The following is a 21,279-nucleotide window of genomic DNA, read 5'->3' on the forward strand; positions in this document are numbered from 1 at the left end:
ACCGCCATCGCGAGCAAGCTCAGCTCCCACAGGAAGCGGTGTGAATCAGCGCTTCTCGAGTTTGTCCGGCAGCGGCGCGAACAATGCTTCGATATCGTCGCTCTGCAGTTTCCAATCCCCGGCCACACGTCCGTCCAGTACGCCGGCCGCGAGGTCGGATTTTTCCTTTTGCAGTAGCTGGATCTTCTCTTCCACCGTGCCTCGGGCAATCAGCTTGTAGACGAACACCGGTTTTTCCTGGCCGATGCGGTAGGCGCGGTCGGTCGCCTGGTTTTCGGTGGCCGGGTTCCACCACGGGTCGTAGTGAATCACTGTGTCGGCCTCGGTCAGGTTCAGGCCTACACCGCCAGCCTTCAGGCTGATCAGGAAGATCTGACGCTTGCCGCTCTGGAATTCCTTGACGGGCGTGCGTCGGTCGCGGGTCTGGCCGGTCAGGAGGGCGTAATCGACGCCGCGTTTCTTCAGCTCATCTTCAATCAGCGCCAGCATGGACGTGAATTGGGAAAACAACAGCACCCGGCGACCTTCTTCAAACAGCTCTTCGAGCATTTCCATCAAGCTGTCGAGTTTGCCCGAGGTGCTGCCTCGGGCGGGCAGGGTGGCGTCGTTGATCAGGCGCAGGTCGCAACACACCTGGCGCAGCTTGAGCAGCGCTTCGAGAATGATGATCTGGCTGCGGGCCACGCCTTTGCGGGTGATCTCGTCGCGGACCTTCTTGTCCATCGCCAGGCGCATGGTCTCGTAGACGTCCCGCTGGGCGTCGCTGAGTTCGACCCAGTGGATGATCTCGGTCTTGGGCGGCAACTCCGTCGCCACTTGCTCCTTGGTCCTGCGCAGCAGGAAAGGTTTTATCCGACCGTTGAGGTGCTGCAGTCGTACATCGCTGCCGCGCTTTTCGATCGGTACACGGTAATCGCGGTTGAAACTCTTGACGTCCCCGAGCCAGCCCGGCAGCAGGAAGTGAAACAGCGACCACAATTCGCCCAGGTGATTTTCCAGGGGCGTGCCGGACAGGCACAGCCGCTGGCGGGCGTTGAGCTCGCGGGCGGCCTGGGCGGCTTTGCTGGTGGGGTTCTTGATGTACTGGGCTTCGTCGAGGATCAGCACGTGCAACGGCTGCGCGGCGAGGCGCTCGACATCCTTGGGCAGCAGGGCATAGGTGGTGAGGACCAGGTCGTAATCGGCCAGTCGGTCGAAATGCTTTTTGCGCCCGGCGCCGTAAAGCGCCAATACCTTGAGCTGCGGCGTGAAGTGAGCGGCCTCGTCGAGCCAGTTGGGGATCAGGCTGGTCGGCATGACCACCATGCACGGTCGGTCCAGGCGTCCGGCGTGTTTTTCGCTGAGAATGTGCGCCAGGGTCTGTAGGGTTTTGCCCAGGCCCATGTCGTCCGCGAGAATGCCGCCGACTTCCAATTGCCTGAGCGATTGCATCCAGCTCAAGCCTTCGAGTTGATAAGGCCGCAGCGTCGCGTTCAGGCCCTCGGGCGCGGTGGCGGTGTAATCCTTGATATCCCGCAGGCGTTGGGCCAGGCCGCGAATGTGTTCGCCACCTTCCCAGGTCAGCGGCATGTCCTGCAGCGGGTTCAGGCGCAGGGCGTCCGCGCTGTTGAGGCGCAGTTTGGTGGTGCCGGGCTCTTGCAGGTAGAACTCGCCCAGGGTCGCCAGCACCGGCTTCAACCGGCCATACGGCAGGGCCACCTGCTGCGGGCCGAACTCCGAGTTCGGGCGGTTGGGCAGGTTGACCAGAATGAGTTCGTCGTCCCGACGCCGGGCCAGGCGTTCCGGGTTGAACAGTTCGATGTGCGAGCGCATCAGGTTCAGCAGGATCGGCAGCAGGCTCAGGCGTTCACCGTTGACGATGATCCCCAGTTCCAGGTCGAACCAGTCCCGCTCCGGCGTTTCCTCGACGGTGGCGTACCACTCGTCCACTGCCGTCAGGTCGAAGCCGAAGTCCTCGTCGATCTGCAATTCCCAGCCTTGGCTGCGTAGTTTCGGCAGGTCGTTGAGGGTGAACGTCAGCCAGGCACTGTCATTGATCATTTCGTACAGCTCGCCAGCGCTTTCCGGCAGGGCCTTGCTTTGTCGGGTCGCGACCTTGAAGCCGAGGATTCGCAGCTGTTCGCGGTAGGACTGTTCCACATCGGTGTGGCGTTTTATCCGCAGTGTCTGGGTTTCCTGGCGAATCAGCACGTCGGTGTTGCGCTGGCCGCTGACGTATTCGTCCAGGTAACTGAACGACAGCGCGGCGCGGTGTTGAATGTAGCGCTGCATCTTGCCGTTGCGCGGCTCGAAGGCGCTGAACTCGATACTGGCCAGCCACAGGCGCGGCACCGGTTGCACGTTGTCCACCAGCACTTGTGGCGGGGCCTTGGGGCTGCGGTTGTCCAGCACCGCCTGGAGTTTCTCCAGCAACTGCGCGTCTTTTTCGGCGGCCGGGTAGGCCAGGGTTTCCTGGACTTGCAGCAACACCGCCGCGCAGTGCTTGCAGTTGATGCGCACCGGGCAGGAGCACGCGGCTTCGAGCAGAATCAGTGCGCCCTTGGCTGACTCTTTAAGGCGAATGGTCTGACGGTAGACGTTGCCGCCAGAGCCTTCGCAACTGGCGGTGATGGTGCTGTCGCCGGCCTCGACGATCCTGACGCGGTTTTCCAGCGCATAACGGCGCCCGCGCTCCAGGCTCTGTTCCTTGAATCGATTGACCCAGGAAGGTGCCAGGGGTTTGCTCAGGGGCGAGGGCATAGGCGCGCCAATCAGTCCGGAATGACTTCAGGTGCCTGCCGTGGTGCGGGCGCGGTCAACGAGGTGATCTTGATCAGCAGGCCAAGATGCCCGTTGTCGAGGAAATTCAGTTGGCCATTCTTGGTGTGGCTCTGCTGCTTGAGGCGCTCGCTGGCGGTGACCAGGCCATTGGCGTTTATCTGGTTGATCCAGAAATCGGCATCCACGTCGGTGAAACGGCCCAGCTTCAGTTCCAGGGTGCCCTCGATGGGGAATTGCCCGAACTGTTCGGCGCCGTCGCTGATGGCAACTTTGCGCCCCTGTTCACCGAGCGTCTGCTGCCAGGCCTTGTGCATCAACACGGTGTATTGGCCGCTGGCGGTGAGTTTCTCGACGATGTGGCCCAGGGCCGGCGTGCGCTGGCTGTCCGCGCCCAGGCGTTGCGCGCCGGCGTCCCAGTCTTCCGGTGCGGCGCGGCTGATAATCGCCGGCTCGGCATTCTGGCGCACCAGAATCATTTCAACCTGATACAGGTCGTCGGCAAACGCCAGGGGGGCGACCAGGGTCAACAACAAGGTCAGTGAGCGAAACAGGCGCATGGGGCGTCCTTCAAGCAGTGGTCGGAGTGAGGCGCTCGAACAGCGCTTCTACGGTATTGAAGCGCTCTTCCGCGCGCTCCATGGGCACCATGAATTTAAACATCGTGGCACCTTCGAACTTGTAGCGTTTGGGCTGGCCCTGGATCAACTTGATCAGCACCAGTGGATCGACCGGCGTCTGGGCCTCGAACTCGATCCGGCCGCCGTTGGGGCCGCCGTCGACTTTCTTGATGCCCAGTTGTTCGGCCTTGAGCTTGAGCAGCGTGGTGCGCACCAGGTTCTTGGTTGGTTCCGGCAGCAGGCCGAAGCGGTCGATCATTTCCACCTGCAGGTCCTTGAGGCCTTCCTCGTCGCTGGCCGAGGCGATGCGCTTGTAGAGGATCAGCCGCGCGTGGACGTCCGGCAGGTAGTCTTCCGGGATCAGTGCCGGCACCCGCAGGTTGATTTCCGGCCCACCGCCCAGGGGTTGGTCGAGGTTCGGTTGTTCGCCCTTGCGGATCGACTTGACCGCGCGTTCGAGCATTTCCATGTACAGGGTGAAGCCGACGGCCTGGATCTGGCCGCTCTGGCCGTCGCCGAGCAGTTCGCCGGCGCCACGGATTTCCAGGTCGTTGGTGGCCAGCACGAAGCCGGCGCCCAGGTCCTGGGTATTGGCGATGGCTTCCAGGCGCTTTTCCGCATCCGGGGTGATCTGCTGGCGCGGTGGCGTCAACAGGTAGGCATAGGCCTGGTGGTGGCTACGCCCGACTCGGCCGCGCAACTGGTGCAACTGGGCCAGGCCGAATTTGTCGGCACGCTCGATGATGATGGTGTTGGCGCTCGGCACGTCGATGCCGGTCTCGATGATGGTCGAGGCGATCAGCACGTTGAAGCGCTTATGGTAGAAGTCGCTCATCACCTGTTCGAGTTCACGCTCACGCATTTGCCCGTGGCCGATGCCGATCCGCGCTTCGGGCACCAGTTCGGCCAGGTCGGCGGCGCATTTCTCGATGGTCTTCACGTCGTTGTGCAGGTAATAGACCTGGCCGCCACGCAGCAACTCACGCAGCAAGGCTTCCTTGACCGTGCTTTTGTTCTGCTCCATGACAAAGGTGCGCACCGACAGGCGCCGGGCCGGCGGCGTGGCGATGATCGACAGGTCGCGCATGCCCGACACCGCCATGTTCAGCGTGCGCGGGATCGGCGTGGCGGTCAGGGTCAGGATGTCGACTTCGCTGCGCAGGGCCTTGAGCTGTTCTTTCTGGCGCACGCCAAAGCGATGTTCTTCGTCGATGATCACCAGCCCCAGGTTCTTGATCTTCACGTCGTCCTGCAGCAGCTTGTGCGTACCGATGACGATGTCGATCTTGCCCTCGGCCAGGTCGGCCACGGCGGCGTTCACTTCCTTGGTGGATTTGAAACGGCTCATCACTTCCACGGTCACCGGCCAGTCGGCAAAGCGGTCGCGGAAACTGTTGTAGTGCTGCTGGGCGAGCAGGGTGGTCGGCACCAGGATCGCCACCTGCTTGCCGCCGTGCACGGCAATGAACGCGGCGCGCATCGCCACTTCGGTCTTGCCGAAGCCCACGTCGCCACACACCAGTCGGTCCATGGGCTTGGGCGCGAGCATGTCGGCGCGCACGGCTTCGATGGTGGTCTGCTGGTCGACGGTTTCTTCGAACGGGAAACCGGCGCTGAAGGTTTCGTAGTCGGCTTTCGGATCGGCGAAGGCATAGCCCTCGCGGGCCGCGCGGCGGGCGTAGATGTCCAGCAGTTCGGCGGCCACGTCGCGTACCTGTTCGGCCGCCTTGCGCTTGGCTTTCTGCCAGGTTTCCGAGCCCAGGCGGTGCAGCGGGGCCAGGGCGTCGTCGCTGCCGGTGTAGCGGGCGATCAGGTGCAGGTTCGCCACCGGCACGTAGAGCTTGGCGCCCTCGGCGTATTCCAGGGTCAGGAACTCGGCGGCCTGGCTGTCGATTTCCAGCGTCGCCAGGCCCAGGTAGCGGCCTACGCCATGGTCGATGTGCACCACGGGCGCGCCTTCGCGCAGTTCGGTGAGGTTCTTGATGACAGCGTCGTTGGCAGCGTCGGCGCGTTTTTCGCGACGGCGGCGCTGCATGACGCGCTGGCCGAACAAAGGACTTTCGGCCACCAGTGCCAAGGCTGGGTCATCCAGGACCAGGCCGTCGTTCAGCGGCGCGATGGTAATCGCCAGGCGATCCTTGCCGGCGACGAAGTCCGGCCAGCTGTCCACCGTCTTCGGTCGCAGCTTCAGACGCTCAAGCAGCTCCAGCAGCACTTCGCGACGACCCGCGGATTCGGCGGTGAACAACACGCGACCGGGGAATGCATCGAGAAAGCCGGCCAGCGCCGCCAGAGGTTGCGTGGCCTTGGCTTCGATGGCCAGGTCCGGCAACGCCTTGGCCGGGAAACGTTCACGGCCGACGCCGGTTTCCACGTCCTGCTGGCTCGCCACCACCCGTGGCCAGCTCTTGAGGCGGGCAAAACAGTCTTCCACCGGCAGGAACAGCTCGGCCGGCGGTAATAGAGGCCGGGAAGGATCGACGCGACGTTCTTCGTAGCGGTTGCGCACGTCGTTCCAGAAGTTTTCCGCGGCCTGCTCGATGCCCGGCAGGGAAAACACCTGGGTGTCCTGGGGCAGGTAATCGAACAGGGTGGAGGTTTCTTCGAAAAACAGCGGCAGGTAGTACTCGATGCCGGCGGGCGTGATCCCGCTGCTCAGGTCCTGGAAGATCGGGCAGCGCCGGAAATCCACATCGAAGCGCTCGCGAAAGCGGGCCTTGAAGCGGGTCACGGCGTCTTTCTGCAGCGGGAACTCCTTGGCCGGCAACAGGCGGATCGACTGCACTTTGTCGATGGAGCGCTGGTTTTCCGGGTCGAAGGTGCGCAGGGTCTCGATTTCGTCATCGAACAGGTCGATGCGATAAGGCAGTTTGCTGCCCATCGGGAACAGGTCGATCAAGGCGCCGCGTACCGCGAACTCGCCGTGTTCGTACACCGTGTCGACACAACGATAGCCACTGGCCTCAAGGCGGGTACGCATTTGCTCGACATCAAGCTTCTGGCCGATGTCCAGCACCAGGCTGCTGCCCAGCAGGAATTGGGTCGGTGCCAGGCGATGTAGGGCTGTGGTGATCGGCACTACCAAAACGCCATGACTGAGTTCCGGCAGCCGATAAAGGCTGGCGATTCGCTGGGAAATGATGTCCTGGTGCGGCGAAAACAGATCGTAGGGCAGGGTTTCCCAGTCCGGGAAATGCAAGACCGGCAAATCCGGAGCGAAGAAACTCAGCTCCTGTTCCAGCCGCTCGGCGCTTTGGCTGTCGGCGGTCAGCAGCAGGGTGAAGCGCTTTGCAGCGCTGGCAGCCTCGGCGATGGCCAGGCTCAGGGCGGCACCGGGCAGGTTGCCCCAGTGCTGTTTACCTGCCGCGGCAGGGAGAAGCGGAAGACGCAGAACGGGCACGGAAGATTGAGCTCCAGCATTGCGACAAAGTCGACAATTGTAGCGGGGGAAGGGGGCTGCTGTCAGTCGCAGACTACCCGGGCAGACAGGAAAACCACGGTGCGACAGGCGCGCATTGCTCCGCCGAGGACTCGGCGGCATAATGTAGCCCCTTTTTTCAGCCCCTACATGTGGAAGGTTACCGTGACTCAGAAGCCCGACCAGTGTCTTGGTGAATGGATTGATCGTGAAGCTCTCGCAGAAGCGATGATCCCTCTCATCGGTCAGCTCTACCGCAATAACAACGTGGTGAGCTCGATCTATGGCCGCAGCCTGATCAACCAGTCTGTCATCGCGATCCTCAAAGCCCACCGCTTTGCGCGCCACCGTTCTTCCGACGACAGCGAACTCTCCGTCCACGAAACATTCCCCCTGCTCAAAGCCATGAGCGAGCTCAAGCTCGGCTCGGCTTCGGTGGATCTGGGCAAGTTGGCGTTCAAATTCCGTAACGAAGGCAATGGCCGTAGCGCCGAACAGTTCGTTCGTGAAGAGATGGCCGATGTGGTTGGCCAGCAGAACGTTTCGGCTCGCAAAGGCACTGACGTGGTCCTGTACGGCTTCGGTCGTATCGGCCGTCTGCTGGCGCGCATCCTGATCGAAAAAACCGGTGGCGGCGACGGCCTGCGCCTGCGCGCCATCGTGGTGCGCAAGGGCGCCGAGAACGACCTGACCAAACGCGCCAGCCTGCTGCGTCGTGATTCGGTCCATGGTTCGTTCAACGGCACCATCATCATCGATGAAGAGAACAACACCATTCTCGCCAACGGCAACCTGATCCAGGTGATCTACGCGAAGAGCCCGACCGAGGTGGACTACACCCAGTACGGTATCAAGGACGCACTGCTGGTGGACAACACCGGCGTATGGCGTGATGCCGAGGGCCTGGGCCAGCACCTGGCCTGCCCGGGCATCGACCGCGTCGTGCTGACTGCGCCTGGCAAAGGCAAGCTGAAGAACATCGTTCACGGCATCAACCACGGCGAAATCACCGCTGACGACAAGATCGTCTCCGCTGCTTCTTGCACCACCAACGCCATCGTGCCGGTGCTCAAGGCGGTGAACGACAAGTTCGGCATCGTCAACGGTCACGTCGAAACGGTTCACTCGTACACCAACGACCAGAACCTGATCGACAACTTCCACAAGGGCGACCGCCGTGGCCGCAGCGCCGCGCTGAACATGGTCCTCACCGAGACCGGTGCTGCCACCGCCGCTGCCAAGGCCCTGCCTGAGCTGGCTGGCAAGCTGACCGGCAACGCGATCCGTGTGCCGACGCCGAACGTGTCGATGGCCATTCTCAACCTGAACCTTGAGAAAGCCGCCACCCGTGAAGAAATGAACGAGTACCTGCGCTACATGGCGCTGCACTCCGACCTGCACAAGCAGATCGACTTCGTCAATTCCCAGGAAGTGGTGTCCACCGACTTCGTCGGCTCGCGCCACGCCGGTGTCGTGGATGCTGAAGCGACCATCAGCCAAGACAACCGCGTTGTTCTGTACGTCTGGTACGACAACGAATTCGGTTACAGCTGCCAGGTGGTTCGCGTGATGGAAGACATGGCCGGTGTAAACCCGCCAGCCTTCCCGCGCTAAGCTTTAGCCGCTTGTGAAAACGCCCCGACTTGTCGGGGCGTTTTTGTATCTGGAGGTTTGTGTTGGCTGGGCCGGCCTCTTCGCGAGCAAGCCCGCTCCCACAGGATGTACGCGGACAAACTGTGGGAGCGGGCTTGCTCGCGAAGGCGATCTGTCAGGCGCCGCCTACTACAGAGGCCTGCGCTGTCCGCAGTGCATGCCGATTGCCCTTGAACAGCACCAAGGTCGCAATCAACCCCAGCACCGCCGCACCACTGAGCCATATCCCCGGCGCAGCCTTGTTGTCGAGTACATGAATCAGGTAGGTACAAGCCGCCGGGGTAAACCCGCCGAACGTCGCTGTTGCCAGGCTGTAGGCCAGCGAGAAACCGGTGGTGCGCACCTCGACCGGCATGATTTCCGTCAAGGCCACGACCATTGCACCGTTGTACGATCCATACAGGAACGACAACCACAGCTCGACGATCAGCAAATGGCTGAAACTGGGGTTCGCCACCAACCAGGACAGCGTGGGATAGGCGGTGAGGATCGCCAGGACCGTCGCACCGAGCAGCAGGGGTTTACGTCCGATCTTGTCGGAAAACGCCCCCATTACGGGCAGCCAGAAGAAATTCGACAAGCCGATGCACACCGTGACCAGCAGCGCATCCACGTCCGACAGGTTCAACTCGGCCTTGCCGAAGGTCGGTGTGTAGGCGGTGATCAGGTAGAACGACACCGTGGTCATCACCACCAGCGCCATGCCGGCCAAGACGATACCGAAGTTCTGACCGATGGAACGGATAATTTCCGCCAGGCTGGGACGATGTTTTCTCGCTTGGAACTCAGGTGTTTCTTCCAGCGAACGACGGATCATGAAGATCGCCGGGACAATCATGCAACCCACCAGGAACGGTACGCGCCAGCCCCAATCCCCCATTTCCTGGGGACTCAGCCAGTGATTGAGGCCCACCCCCAACAGGCCGGCGAACACCACGGCAGCCTGTTGACTGGCGGATTGCCAACTGACAAAGAAGCCCTTGCGCCCCGGCGTCGAGATTTCCGCCAGGTAAACCGACACGCCTCCGAGTTCCACGCCGGCGGAGAAGCCTTGCAGCAATCGGCCCAGCAACACCAGCAAGGGGGCCGCCACGCCGAGGACTGCGTAGCCCGGCACGCAGGCGATCAGTATGGTGCCCATGGCCATCAGCGCCAGGGTGATGATCAAGCCTTTGCGACGGCCGTGGCGGTCGATGTAGGCACCGAGAAAAATCGCCCCGAGGGGACGCATCAGGAACCCAGCACCAAACGTGGCCAGGGACAGCATCAGCGAGGCGAACGCGCTGTCGGCGGGGAAGAATGTCTTGGCGATGGCCGTGGCGTAGAAGCCGTAGACCATGAAGTCGAACATCTCCAGGAAGTTGCCGCTGACAACGCGAAAAATCGCCTTGCCGTTGCTCGTGTTGGAAGACATGTGTAGGTACTCGCTCTGGCAAATCTTGTATGAAGGCGCTGCACCCGGTGTGAACCTGGGAACCTGGTACTTGGGAGCTTGGGAGCTTGGGAGCCTGTGGGAGCAAAGCTTGCTCGCGATGAACGATGACGCGGTCTTGCAGCTAAACCGTATCGCCTGCATCGCGAGCAAGCTTTGCTCCCACAGGGCTCCATTGGCTCCCACAGGTTTTTGCGCGCGCTGGGGTCCATAATGGCCGGCGCGGTTTTGAGGGGAGATGAAGATTTGTTAACTGGACGATGGATGGGGCTTGTGGTGCTGGCCGGCGTGTTGTCGGGTTGCGGCAACGGCGACACCCTGGAGCGCTTCGGCGGCCCGACCATGGGCAGTCATTATTCGATTCAGTACGTCAGGCATTCCGCCGGGCCCACTGCGAAAACGGTGCAGGCCGAGGTGGAAAGCATCCTTGCTGAAGTGGATCGGCAATTCTCGACCTATCGCAGCGACTCGGACATCGAGCGTTTCAACGCGCTGCCGGCCAACAGCTGTCAGGTCATGCCTGGCCCGGTCCTGGAGTTGGTCCGCGTAGGTGAGCAGTTGTCGGTTCAAAGCGACGGCTCCTTCGACCTGACCGTGGAACCGCTGCTGAACCTGTGGGGCTTCGGTCCCCAGTCTCGCGAAGAAAAAGTACCGACCGCCGAAGCCTTGACCTTGGTGCGCCAGCGCGTCGGTCATGGTCATTTGCGCATCGAGGGCGACCAGTTGTGCAAAGACGCCGCAGTGGAAGTCGACTTCAACAGTGTCGCTGCGGGCTATGCCGTCGACCGCATCGCCGCCAGGCTCCAGGCCCTGGGTATTGACAGTTACCTGGCCGAAGCCACCGGAGAACTCAAGGCCGTCGGGCGTAAACCCGATGGTTCGGCCTGGCGTATCGCCCTGGAAGAACCCCGGGACGATCGGCAAGTGGCCGAGCGTGTCATCGAGGTCAACGGCTACGGGGTTTCCACCTCGGGCGACTACCGTAAATATTTCGAACAGGGCGGCAGGCGTTATTCCCACACCTTTGATGCTCGTACTGGTGCGCCGGTCCTACATAACCTGGCGTCAGTCACGGTGATTCATCCTTCGGCGTTGATGGCCGATGGACTATCGACGCTGTTGCTGATTCTCGGTCCTGAACGGGGTTGGGACTATGCCGAGAAACATGGCATTGGGGTATTTTTCGTGTTGCGCGATGGCAATGGCTTTGTCACACGTACCAGCGATGCGTTTGAGCGCATAAGCAGCGGAAAAGCCCAATGATGACAGCGTCATGAAAGGCGACCTGTGGCGAAATAGCGCAGGCAAAACTAGCCTACGACGCGACCAAGGGGTAATGTGCGCGGCGTTGACGCTTCTATAGACTGTGGCCGGGCTCGTGAACCGGCCCCAAATTGTTCCTTCATGCCGCGGGCCGGCATGATTTAGCCGTCGGTGCCAAGTGAGGCACAGCGGCCTGTTCTGAGGAGTACGCATGGCTGTCTACAACTACGACGTGGTGGTACTGGGCTCTGGCCCGGCGGGGGAAGGCGCGGCAATGAACGCGGCCAAGGCAGGGCGCAAGGTGGCGATGGTCGACAGCCGTCGGCAGGTCGGCGGCAACTGCACCCACTTGGGTACCATCCCGTCCAAGGCCTTGCGTCACTCGGTCCGGCAGATCATGCAGTTCAACACCAACCCGATGTTCCGGGCCATCGGCGAGCCGCGCTGGTTCTCCTTCCCGGACGTGCTCAAGAGCGCCGAGAAGGTGATCTCCAAGCAGGTGGCCTCGCGCACCGGTTACTACGCCCGCAACCGCGTGGACGTGTTCTTCGGCACCGGCAGCTTTGCCGACGAGCAGACGGTCGAAGTGGTCTGTGGCAATGGCGTGGTCGAGAAGCTGGTGGCCAAGCACATCATCATCGCCACCGGTTCGCGCCCGTATCGTCCGGCCGACATCGATTTCAACCATGCACGTATCTACGATAGCGACACCATCCTGAGCCTGGGTCACACCCCGCGTAAGCTCATCGTCTACGGCGCTGGCGTGATCGGTTGCGAATACGCCTCGATCTTCAGCGGCCTGGGTGTGCTGGTGGAGCTGGTGGACAACCGCGGCCAGTTGCTGAGCTTCCTGGACTCGGAAATCTCCCAGGCCCTGAGCTATCACTTCAGCAACAACAACATTACCGTGCGCCACAACGAAGACTACGACCGCGTCGAAGGCGTCGACAATGGCGTGATCCTGCACCTCAAGTCCGGCAAGAAGATCAAGGCCGACGCCTTGCTCTGGTGTAACGGTCGTACCGGCAACACCGACACCCTGGGCCTGGAAAACATCGGCGTGAAGGTCAACAGCCGCGGCCAGATCGAAGTCGACGAGAACTACCGCACTTGCGTGCCGAACATCTACGGTGCCGGTGATGTGATCGGCTGGCCGAGCCTGGCCAGTGCCGCCCACGACCAGGGCCGCTCGGCCGCTGGCAGCATTGTCGACAACGGCAGCTGGCGCTTCGTCAACGACGTACCGACCGGCATCTACACCATTCCGGAGATCAGCTCGATCGGCAAGAACGAGCAGGAGCTGACCCAGGCCAAGGTGCCTTATGAAGTGGGCAAGGCCTTCTTCAAGAGCATGGCGCGGGCGCAGATCGCCGGCGAGCCGCAAGGCATGCTGAAGATCCTGTTCCACCGCGAGACCCTGGAAGTGCTGGGCGTGCACTGCTTCGGCTACCAGGCGTCGGAGATCGTGCACATCGGCCAGGCGATCATGAACCAGCCCGGCGAATTGAACACGTTGAAGTACTTCGTCAACACCACGTTCAACTACCCGACCATGGCCGAAGCCTATCGGGTAGCGGCCTATGACGGGCTCAACCGGCTTTTTTGAGCGGCTCCGGCCGGTGGCCTGAGCCGGCCGGGGAGACCGATTTCAGCAATTCTCGAGGGTGGCAGTGGCCAAACCGGGAAAGTCTGTAATCAGGCTGTCAGCGCCAAAGTCGGCGAGCCTGCGCATCAGCGCGGGCTCGTTGACGGTCCACACCGACACATGCAGCCCCTGGCGCTGCGCCTTGACCAGGCGTTCCGGCGTGCACAGGGTCCAGTTCAGCGCCAGAATCTCGCAGCCGTAACTCTGGGCGACCTTCAACGGGTCGAGCCAGGCGTATTCGGCCACCAGTCCGCGGGAGATGTCCGGGGTCAGGTCCAGGGCTGCCTTGAGCACTTCCCGGGAACTGGACGTGATGGTGATTTTGTCCAGCAGCCCGAAACGCTGGGCCATTTCGCGAATGCCCAGCACCGTGGCGGCGGCGCGGGTGCGCGAGGCGCTCTTGACCTCCAGTTGCCAGTGCTCGAAATCACACTTTTCGAACAGCTCCTCCAGACGTGGGATCGGGCACGGCTTGATCCAGCCCGGGCCACCCTTGCGCGCATCGTAGGTCACCAGCTCGGCGGCGGTATGCTCGACCACTTTGCCCCGGCGATCGGTGGTGCGCTTGAGGGTCGGGTCGTGGATCACCATCAACTCGCCGTCCATCGAAAGGTGCAGGTCCAGTTCGCAACGGCGTACGCCGTGCTTGAGGCACTCCTGAAAACCGGTCAGGGTGTTTTCCGGCGCTTCGCCCTTGGCGCCGCGGTGGCCATAAATGAGGGTCACGGTTCTTCCTTATTGATACCTGAGTCGTTCTGTTCCCGGGCCAGGCGACGCTCTTGCGCCTGTTTCTGCAGGATGTAGCGGGCCAGCAACTGGCGCTGGGCGTCGGTCGGGCGTTCAAACTCGGTGCCCACGTCGTAGCCGTCGCCCTTGGGGTCGCAGTGGGTGACCCGCGCCCGCAGCAACAAGCCGAGGGCCTGGGGCATCAGCACCAGTTTGACCGACAGGTGCGCGCCCACCGCGATGGGGGTAGGGGACTGGAAGTCGATACCGCCTTCGGAAATGATCACCGGTTGCGGTTCGCCGATTTCGCCGAGCGCAGTGAGGGCAATGACCTGGCTGAGCAGGTCGATGCGTTTGTTCATTGCCTTGAGGTACGCCGCGATGCTGCGTTCGCGCTCGCTGATCTGGCGTAGCAGGTGCTGTGATTCGAATTCGCTCAGGTGCAATTCACTGAGCAGATTGAACAATGGAGAAGCATCCTGCAACACTTCCTGGCCAGCAGCTTCAGGAATGGACAGGGGCCGAATTTCCAGTGCGATCGTGTCCTCGATACGGTAGTATTCGCGGCGATCTTCTTCATCTAATGTCGACATGGCGAACCCATGGTAGCGGCGGTGGTCTGAGTGTAAAGCTGGTTTGTGACCCCCGCCACAAGGACGTTCCTTTTCCCTCCGAACAAGCCCCGACATGTTCAGACCTCTCTTCGTATTTATCGGCACGCGTTATACCCGTGCAAAGCGTCGCAATCATTTCGTATCGTTCATTTCCCTGACGTCTATCATCGGGCTGGCCCTTGGCGTGGTCGTGATGATCGTCGTGCTCTCGGTGATGAACGGCTTCGACCATGAGATGCGCACCCGCGTGCTGGGCATGGTGCCCCACGCGACCCTCGAATCCGGCGAAGCCATCAGCGATTGGCCGAGCCTGGCCGCCAAGGTCAAGCAGAACCCGCAGGTGCTGGCCGTTGCGCCGTTCATCCAGATGCAGGGGCTGCTGACCAACGACGGCAAGGTGTCAAAGGTCTTGCTCAATGGCATCGACCCCGGGCTCGAGCGGCAGGTGTCGATCATCGACAACTTCATGCAGCAGGGCAAACTCGACGACCTGGCGCCAGGCAGTTTCGGCATCGTCATCGGCGACAAAGCCGCGGCCAAGCTCGGCGTTGCCATCGGCGACAAGCTGACCTTCGTCGCCCCGGAGGTCACCGTGACCCCGGGCGGCATGTTCCCGCGCATGAAACGCTTTACCGTGGTCGGCATTTTCCATGTCGGCGCCGGCGAGCTGGACGGTTACCTGGGCGTCACCAACCTCCAGGACCTGGCGCGCCTGCATCGCTGGAAGCCGGATCAGGTCCAGGGCCTGCGGTTGAAGTTCGACGACCTGTTCCAGGCACCGCGCGTTGCGTGGACCATCGCCCAGCAGCTCGGCGAAGACCGCTACTACGCCCGGGACTGGACCCGCACCCACGGCAACCTGTACCAGGCGATCCGCATGGAAAAAGCCATGATCGGCCTGCTGCTGTTGCTGATCGTTGCCGTGGCGGCGTTCAACATCATTTCCACGCTGGTGATGGTGGTGAACGACAAGAAGGGCGACATCGCCATCCTGCGCACCCTCGGCGCCACGCCGGGGCAGATCATGCGGATCTTCATGGTCCAGGGCACGGTCATCGGTGTGATCGGTACGTTCGTCGGCGCCCTGGTGGGGATGTTCGCCGCGCTGAATGTCAGCGCCGCGATTGCCGGACTGGAAGGCCTGATCGGGCACAAGTTTCTCAACGCCGACGTGTACTTCATCGACTACCTGCCATCGCAATTGCAGGCCGATGACGTGTTGATGGTCTGCGGCGCCGCGTTGGTCCTGAGTTTCCTCGCCACCCTGTATCCTGCCTGGCGTGCCGCGCGCACCCAGCCTGCGGAGGCGTTACGTTATGAGTGAGTCGGGCATGAGTGAAAAAGCAATCTTGAGCTGCCGCAACCTGGGCAAATCCTACGAGGAAGGCCCAGAGTCGGTGGTGGTGTTGTCGGGCCTGCAACTGGAGTTGCATCCTGGCGAGCGCGTGGCGATTGTCGGCACCTCCGGGTCGGGCAAAAGTACCTTGCTCAACCTGCTGGGCGGCCTGGATACGCCAACCGCCGGCAGTGTCTGGCTGGCCGGCGAAGAGCTTTCGGCGCTGAACGAGAAGGCCCGTGGCCTGCTGCGCAACCGCTCCCTGGGCTTCGTCTACCAGTTCCACCATTTGCTGCCCGAGTTCACCGCGCTGGAAAACGTCTGCATGCCGCTGTTGATCGGTCGCACGGCGATTCCCGAGGCCCGTCAGCGCGCCACGGCGTTGCTGGAGCGGGTAGGGCTGGGGCATCGCCTGGAGCACAAGCCGGCCGAGCTGTCCGGTGGTGAGCGCCAGCGCGTGGCGATTGCCCGGGCCCTGGTCAACAAGCCTGGCCTGGTGATGCTCGACGAGCCGACCGGCAACCTCGACTCCCACACCGCCCAAGGCATCCAGGATTTGATGCTGGAGCTCAGCACGTCGATGCGCACCGCGTTCCTGGTGGTGACTCACGACATGAACCTGGCCCGGCAGATGGACCGCGTCCTGCACTTGCAGGAAGGTTGCCTGACGCCCATCTGACCGACCGAAACCCGGTACTTGAAACACGTGCCGGGTCTTTTATTTTCATACGGTGCCCCGCGAATGTTCAGACCGTTATCGATTTTTATCGGCACGCGCTATACCCGCGCCAAGCGCCGCAATCGCTTTGTTTCGTTCATCTCCATGACCTCGATGATCGGCCTCGCCCTGGGTGTGCTGGCGATGATCGTGGTGTTGTCGGTGATGAACGGCTTCCAGCGCGAAATGAGTTCGCGCATCCTCGGCATGGTGCCCCACGCTACCCTCGTCGGCGTCAATCCGATCGACGACTGGCAGCCGGTGGCCGCCGCGGCGCTGAAAAATCCTGAAGTCATCGCTGCCGTGCCGTTTACCGAGATGGAAGGGATGCTGAGCCATAAGGGCTCGATGCAGCCGATCCAGATCAGCGGCGTCGATCCGGCCCAGGAAGGCAAGGTGTCCATCGTCGCCCAGCATATCGTCCAGGGGCGTCTCGATGCCTTGAAACCAGGCGAGTTTGGCGTGGTGATTGGCGAAATCACCGCCCGGCGCTTTCGCTTGAACGTCGGCGACAAAATCACCCTGATCGTGCCGGAAGTCAGCACGGCCCCCGGTGGCATCACCCCACGGATGCAGCGGCTGAATGTGGTGGGTGTGTTCAAGGTGGGCGCCGAGCTGGACGGCTCCATGGCGCTGATCCACCTGGCCGATGCCGCACAGATGCAGCATTGGCAGCCGAACCAGGTACAAAGCGTGCGCCTGGCGGTGAAGGATCTGTACGCGGCGCCCAAGGTCTCCGGTGACATCGCCACCGGCCTGGGCGCGGCCTACAAGGCCGACGACTGGACCCACACCCAGGGCAGCCTGTTCAGTGCCATGAAAATGGAAAAAACCATGATCGGCTTGCTGCTGCTGATGATCGTCGCGGTGGCGGCGTTCAACATCATCGCCACCCTGATCATGGTAGTGAACGACAAAGGCGCGGACATCGCGATCCTGCGCACCATCGGCGCCACGCCGCGGCAGATCATGGCGATCTTCATGGTCCAGGGCACGGTGATCGGCGTTGTCGGCACGCTGATTGGCGGCGTGCTGGGGGTGATCGCGGCGCTGAACGTCAGTGCGCTGGTGGGCTGGCTGGAACGGGTCAGCGGCCAGCACATCTTCAGTTCCGACGTGTACTTCGTCAGCAACCTGCCGTCGGAGCTGCAGCGTGGCGACGTGGTGCTGATCTGCTCGGCCGGGTTCATCCTGAGCTTCCTCGCCACCGTGTACCCGGCGTGGCGTGCGGCGAAGATCGAACCGGCGCAGGCGTTGCGGTATTCCTGATACGACACAGACCTCTGTGGCAGAAGGGCTTGCTGAAGACTCCGCTGTGGGAGCAAGGCTTGCCCGCGATGCAGGCGACGCGGTCTGCGGGGGAAACAAGGCGTCTGCATCGCGGGCAAGCCTTGCTCCCACAGATAAGTCTCTTCGTCACAGGGATTTGTGTCGGGCTTAGTCCCCCTTCGGCAATTCGATCAGGAACCGCGTCCAACCATCGGCTGATTCACAGCGAATCTGCCCGCCATGGGCGCGGATGATCGAGCGGGTGATGGCCAGTCCGAGTCCCGCGTGTTCGCTGCTGCCCTCCTGGCGAGCCGGGTCGGCGCGGTAGAAGCGGTCGAACAGGCGCGGCAGCAAGTGCGCTGCAATCCCCTCGCCACTGTTTTCCACGCTGATGTTCACCCCTTGAGCCTCATCGACAATGCGCACCCGCACTTCGCCGCCAGCGGGGGTGAAGCGCAGCGCATTGTCCAGCAAGTTGGAGAGCGCCCGACGCAGCATGTTGCGGTCACCCTCAATGCGGCTCTCGCCCTCGCGGCTCAAGCGTACGTTGGCGTCTTCGGCCAGGGGCGCGAAGAAGTCCAGCAGCACGTCCACCTCTTCGGCCAATTGCAGCGGTTCGCGATTGAGCGCCAGCAGGCCGTGGTCGGCCTTGGCCAGGTACAGCATGTCGTTGACCAGTTGCGCCATCCATTGCAGTTCTTCGAGGTTGCTGTGCAACGCCTCGCGGTAATCCTCCAGGGGCCGTTCGCGGGTGAGGGTGACCTGGGTGTGGGTCAGCAGGTTCGACAGCGGCGTGCGCAATTCATGGGCGATGTCGGCAGAGAACGCTGAGAGCCGCTGAAACGCATCGTCGAGGCGTCCGAGCATGGCGTTGATGCTGTGGGCCAATTCCGCCAGTTCGGCGGGCATTTGCTCTTCGGGCAGTCGGGCGTTGAGTGAGCGGGCCGAGACGTTGCTGGCGATGGCGCCCATGCGCCGCAAGGGGCGCAAGGCCCGCCGGGCGGCCCAGGCACCCAGCAGGGCGGTGGCCAGGGCCGAGAGGCCGACGGTCAGCCAGATCAGGCGCTGCATGCGTTGCAGGAAGTGCTGGTGGTGGGTGATGTCCAGCAGCAGGGTCAGTTGCGGCGAATTGGCTCGGTCGGGATACAGCGGGGCATTCAATACGCGGTAATCGGTGTCGGCATCGCTGAGGGTCGACAGGCCGGGCCGCTCTGGCAATTGCGCTGGAATCCGGATCGAGCTGTCGTACCAGCGCACACCATCGCTGCCCTTGATGCGCAGCGCCAGGTCGGCCTGGCGGCTCAGTTCATCTTCCAGGCGCGCCTGGGTCTGCTCTGCGTCGAGGTCTTGCAGGGCCCGGCGCAGGCCGATCAGCTTGCCTTCGAGCAGTTGCTGGTCCAGCTCGATGAAGTGCGCCTCGCTGCCACGGCTGAACAAGACCCCGGCGAACAATGACACCACCGCGGTGCAGGCGGCGAACAGCAGCGCCAGGCGACTGCTCAGCGACCACCGGCCCCTCACAGGGCGCGCTCTTCAAGCACATAGCCCATGCCCCGCACGGTGTGGATCAGTTTGCTGGGGAAGTCGTCGTCAATCTTGATTCGCAGGCGTCGTATCGCGACTTCGATGACGTTGGTGTCGCTGTCGAAATTCATGTCCCAGACCTGGGACGCGATCAGTGATTTGGGCAGCACTTCGCCCTGGCGGCGCAGGAGCATTTCCAGCAAGGCGAATTCCTTGGCGGTGAGGTCGATGCGCCGCCCGCTGCGTTCGACGCGGCGACGGATCAGGTCCAGGCGCAAGTCGGCCAGCTGTAGGCTGGTTTCCTGTTGCGTCGAACTGCCTCGCCGCAGCAGGCTGCGTACCCGCGCCAGCAACTCGGAAAAGGCAAAGGGCTTGACCAGGTAATCATCGGCGCCCAGTTCCAGGCCGTGTACGCGATCCTGTACCGCATCCCGCGCGGTGAGAAACAGTACCGGCGTATCCAATCCGGCCCCGCGAACGGCTTGCAGGATCTGCCAGCCATCGCGGCCGGGCAACATCACGTCGAGGATCAGCAAGGCGTACTCACCGCTCAAGGCCAGTTGCTGGCCGGTGATGCCATCGGCCACCAGGTCGGCATTGAACCCGGCTTCACTCAGGCCTTGGCGCAGGTATTGGCCGGTTTTGGTTTGGTCTTCGACGATCAGCAGTTTCATGGGCAGCTCAGGGCATGATTTGAACGTGGGCGTTATACCGCGGCGGCCGGGGCCGTGGCACAACCTGACAGAGTTGTAATGCAACTGTCAGTCAATTGGCAGCCGCACCGATCTAGAGTCTTGGGCAAGTTGAACCTTACCTTGTCGGAGTATGAACATGTTGATGGTAAACCGTCTGATCCTGGCCGCCTCTGCGTGGGTATTGAGTAGCTCGTTGTGGGCGTCGCCCGGTGCGCACTTTGATTTCGGCCAGCCCGCACCGGCGGCCAAGGCCAGTCGCACCATCGAGGTGGTGATGGGCGACATGTCGTTCAATCCCGGTACGCTGGATATCAAGGCGGGCGAGACGGTGCGGTTCGTACTGATCAATAAAGGCCAGTTGTTGCACGAATTCAACCTCGGTAACGCCGCGATGCATGCCCAGCACCAGCAGGAAATGCTCAAGATGCAACAGAGCGGCATGTTGACGCCGACCGGAATGAAGCCGGGAATGGACCATGCCTCGATGAATCCGGCCTCGATGGGACACGGTGGTAAAGACGGCATGATGGGCCACGACGATGCTAACAGCGTGCTGGTTGAGCCGGGCAAGTCCGCCGAGCTGACCTGGGCTTTTGGCAAGGCTACCCGGCTGGAATTTGCCTGCAATGTCCCTGGCCATTACCAGGCCGGGATGAAGGGCAACCTGACAGTCAGTCAGTAAGCACTCAAAGGCTGCGGCAAAGGCTGATAGAATCGGCTGATTCTTCAGTCAGGTTTCCGTCATGCATCCCGCAGCCGAACATTCGCCGCTGGGCAAATCCAGCGAATACATCGCCACGTACACGCCGTCACTGCTGTTCCCCATCCCGCGCACGGCGAAATGGGCGGAACTGGGCCTGACGGCCGAGACCCTGCCGTACAAAGGCGTGGATTTCTGGAACTGCTTCGAGCTGTCGTGGCTGCTGCCATCCGGCAAGCCGGTGGTGGCCATCGGTGAATTCGCGATCCCGGCGGATTCGCCGAATATCATCGAGTCCAAATCCTTCAAGCTGTACCTCAACTCCTTGAACCAGACCCCGTTTGCCGATACCGCGAGCCTGGAAGCGACCCTGCGCCAGGACCTGTTGGCGGCTGCCGGCAAAGCAGTGGGCGTGCGGATCCGCAGCCTCAAGGACGTGGAACGTGAAGGCATCGTGGCGCTGCCCGGTACGTGCATCGACGATTTGGACATCAGCGTCGACTCCTACGCGCACCCGCGCCCGGAACTGCTGCGTTGCGATGCTTCGCGCATCGTCGAGCAAAGCCTGCACAGCCACTTGCTCAAGTCCAACTGCCCGGTGACCAGCCAGCCAGACTGGGGCAGCGTGGCGGTGGAATATCGCGGCGCGGCCCTGGACCCCGCCAGCCTGCTGGCCTACATCGTCAGCTTCCGCCAGCATTCGGATTTCCATGAGCAATGCGTGGAGCGAATCTTTCTCGACCTGCAGCGCTTGCTCAAGCCGGAGAAACTGACGGTGTACGCGCGGTATGTGCGGCGTGGCGGGCTGGATATCAACCCGTATCGCAGCACTGAAGACGTCCAACTGCCGAACCATCGCCTGGTCCGCCAATGAGTATCTAATGTGGGAGCGGGCTTGCTCGCGAAGGC

The 21,279-nt window shown here is 62.2% G+C and carries 16 protein-coding genes; 8 read left to right on the plus strand and 8 right to left on the minus strand.

All coding sequences use genetic code 11. The features are described 5' to 3' along the window. Positions 1 to 45: 45 nt before the first annotated feature. Genes CFII68_RS17675 through mfd form a run of 3 tightly spaced genes read right to left on the minus strand, consistent with a single transcriptional unit; the run spans position 46 to position 6,777 of the window. Positions 46 to 2,739: a DEAD/DEAH box helicase gene (locus tag CFII68_RS17675; RefSeq protein ID WP_018604871.1), complete on the minus strand. Its 2,694-nt coding sequence runs from the start codon at positions 2,737 to 2,739 to the stop codon at positions 46 to 48. 11 nt (positions 2,740 to 2,750) lie between these two features. Beyond that, on the minus strand, positions 2,751 to 3,317 hold the full coding sequence (locus tag CFII68_RS17670; protein ID WP_018604872.1) for a CsiV family protein: 567 nt from the start codon (positions 3,315 to 3,317) through the stop codon (positions 2,751 to 2,753). Between the two features lie 10 nt (positions 3,318 to 3,327). After that, on the minus strand, positions 3,328 to 6,777 hold the full coding sequence (gene mfd, locus CFII68_RS17665; protein WP_018604873.1) for a transcription-repair coupling factor: 3,450 nt from the start codon (positions 6,775 to 6,777) through the stop codon (positions 3,328 to 3,330). A 168-nt stretch (positions 6,778 to 6,945) separates the two neighbouring features. Between mfd and CFII68_RS17660 the strand changes: the two genes are divergently transcribed. Then, positions 6,946 to 8,409, plus strand: a complete 1,464-nt coding sequence (locus CFII68_RS17660) for a glyceraldehyde-3-phosphate dehydrogenase (protein WP_024617303.1) — start codon at positions 6,946 to 6,948, stop codon at positions 8,407 to 8,409. Positions 8,410 to 8,563: 154 nt separating this feature from the next. Here CFII68_RS17660 and CFII68_RS17655 read toward each other — a convergent pair whose 3' ends face one another. Further along, complete coding sequence (locus CFII68_RS17655) at positions 8,564 to 9,862, minus strand: MFS transporter (protein ID WP_018604875.1); 1,299 nt, start codon at positions 9,860 to 9,862, stop codon at positions 8,564 to 8,566. A 282-nt stretch (positions 9,863 to 10,144) separates the two neighbouring features. Between CFII68_RS17655 and CFII68_RS17645 the strand changes: the two genes are divergently transcribed. Both CFII68_RS17645 and sthA read left to right on the plus strand, forming a co-directional pair. Next, positions 10,145 to 11,143, plus strand: a complete 999-nt coding sequence (locus CFII68_RS17645; protein WP_256211716.1) for an FAD:protein FMN transferase — start codon at positions 10,145 to 10,147, stop codon at positions 11,141 to 11,143. A 211-nt stretch (positions 11,144 to 11,354) separates the two neighbouring features. After that, entirely contained in the window at positions 11,355 to 12,749 is a 1,395-nt protein-coding gene (gene sthA, locus CFII68_RS17640) for a Si-specific NAD(P)(+) transhydrogenase (protein ID WP_003183399.1), read from the plus strand. Between the two features lie 42 nt (positions 12,750 to 12,791). On the opposite strand, the gene CFII68_RS17635 is transcribed toward sthA, so the two are convergent. Both CFII68_RS17635 and CFII68_RS17630 read right to left on the minus strand, forming a co-directional pair. Then, complete coding sequence (locus CFII68_RS17635; protein ID WP_018604880.1) at positions 12,792 to 13,514, minus strand: glycerophosphodiester phosphodiesterase family protein; 723 nt, start codon at positions 13,512 to 13,514, stop codon at positions 12,792 to 12,794. After that, positions 13,511 to 14,107 (minus strand): PilZ domain-containing protein, encoded by a 597-nt coding sequence (locus tag CFII68_RS17630; protein WP_018604881.1) that lies wholly within the window; start codon positions 14,105 to 14,107, stop codon positions 13,511 to 13,513. Before CFII68_RS17630 ends, CFII68_RS17635 begins: the two co-directional genes overlap by 4 nt. Before the next feature lie 94 nt (positions 14,108 to 14,201). Here CFII68_RS17630 and CFII68_RS17625 point away from each other — a divergent pair, with 94 nt between their 5' ends. From CFII68_RS17625 to CFII68_RS17615, 3 genes are all read left to right on the plus strand, one after another. Beyond that, positions 14,202 to 15,452 carry a lipoprotein-releasing ABC transporter permease subunit gene (locus CFII68_RS17625; RefSeq protein ID WP_018604882.1) on the plus strand — a complete coding sequence of 417 codons (1,251 nt, stop codon included), beginning with the start codon at positions 14,202 to 14,204 and terminating at the stop codon, positions 15,450 to 15,452. Between the two features lie 7 nt (positions 15,453 to 15,459). Next, positions 15,460 to 16,143, plus strand: coding sequence for a lipoprotein-releasing ABC transporter ATP-binding protein LolD (lolD, locus tag CFII68_RS17620; protein WP_162843734.1), 684 nt, complete (start codon positions 15,460 to 15,462; stop codon positions 16,141 to 16,143). Between the two features lie 63 nt (positions 16,144 to 16,206). Further along, the gene (locus CFII68_RS17615; protein ID WP_018604884.1) at positions 16,207 to 17,451 is read left to right on the plus strand and encodes a lipoprotein-releasing ABC transporter permease subunit; all 1,245 of its coding nucleotides are present in this window, start codon (positions 16,207 to 16,209) and stop codon (positions 17,449 to 17,451) included. Between the two features lie 168 nt (positions 17,452 to 17,619). Here the strand turns inward: CFII68_RS17615 and CFII68_RS17610 are convergent, their stop codons facing one another. Both CFII68_RS17610 and CFII68_RS17605 read right to left on the minus strand, forming a co-directional pair. Then, positions 17,620 to 18,972 (minus strand): heavy metal sensor histidine kinase, encoded by a 1,353-nt coding sequence (locus CFII68_RS17610; protein ID WP_018604886.1) that lies wholly within the window; start codon positions 18,970 to 18,972, stop codon positions 17,620 to 17,622. Then, positions 18,969 to 19,649 (minus strand): heavy metal response regulator transcription factor, encoded by a 681-nt coding sequence (locus CFII68_RS17605; RefSeq protein WP_014339344.1) that lies wholly within the window; start codon positions 19,647 to 19,649, stop codon positions 18,969 to 18,971. The genes CFII68_RS17610 and CFII68_RS17605 overlap by 4 nt, the downstream gene beginning before the upstream one ends. A 157-nt stretch (positions 19,650 to 19,806) precedes the next feature. Between CFII68_RS17605 and CFII68_RS17600 the strand changes: the two genes are divergently transcribed. Both CFII68_RS17600 and queF read left to right on the plus strand, forming a co-directional pair. Then, the gene (locus CFII68_RS17600) at positions 19,807 to 20,352 is read left to right on the plus strand and encodes a plastocyanin/azurin family copper-binding protein (protein WP_018604888.1); all 546 of its coding nucleotides are present in this window, start codon (positions 19,807 to 19,809) and stop codon (positions 20,350 to 20,352) included. A gap of 61 nt (positions 20,353 to 20,413) precedes the next feature. Continuing rightward, positions 20,414 to 21,244, plus strand: coding sequence for an NADPH-dependent 7-cyano-7-deazaguanine reductase QueF (queF, locus tag CFII68_RS17595; RefSeq protein WP_018604890.1), 831 nt, complete (start codon positions 20,414 to 20,416; stop codon positions 21,242 to 21,244). The last annotated feature ends 35 nt before the right edge of the window (positions 21,245 to 21,279 follow it).

Origin of the sequence: Pseudomonas sp. CFII68 (assembly GCF_000416195.1) — a bacterium.
GTDB classification, from domain to species: Bacteria; Pseudomonadota; Gammaproteobacteria; order Pseudomonadales; family Pseudomonadaceae; genus Aquipseudomonas; species Aquipseudomonas kilonensis.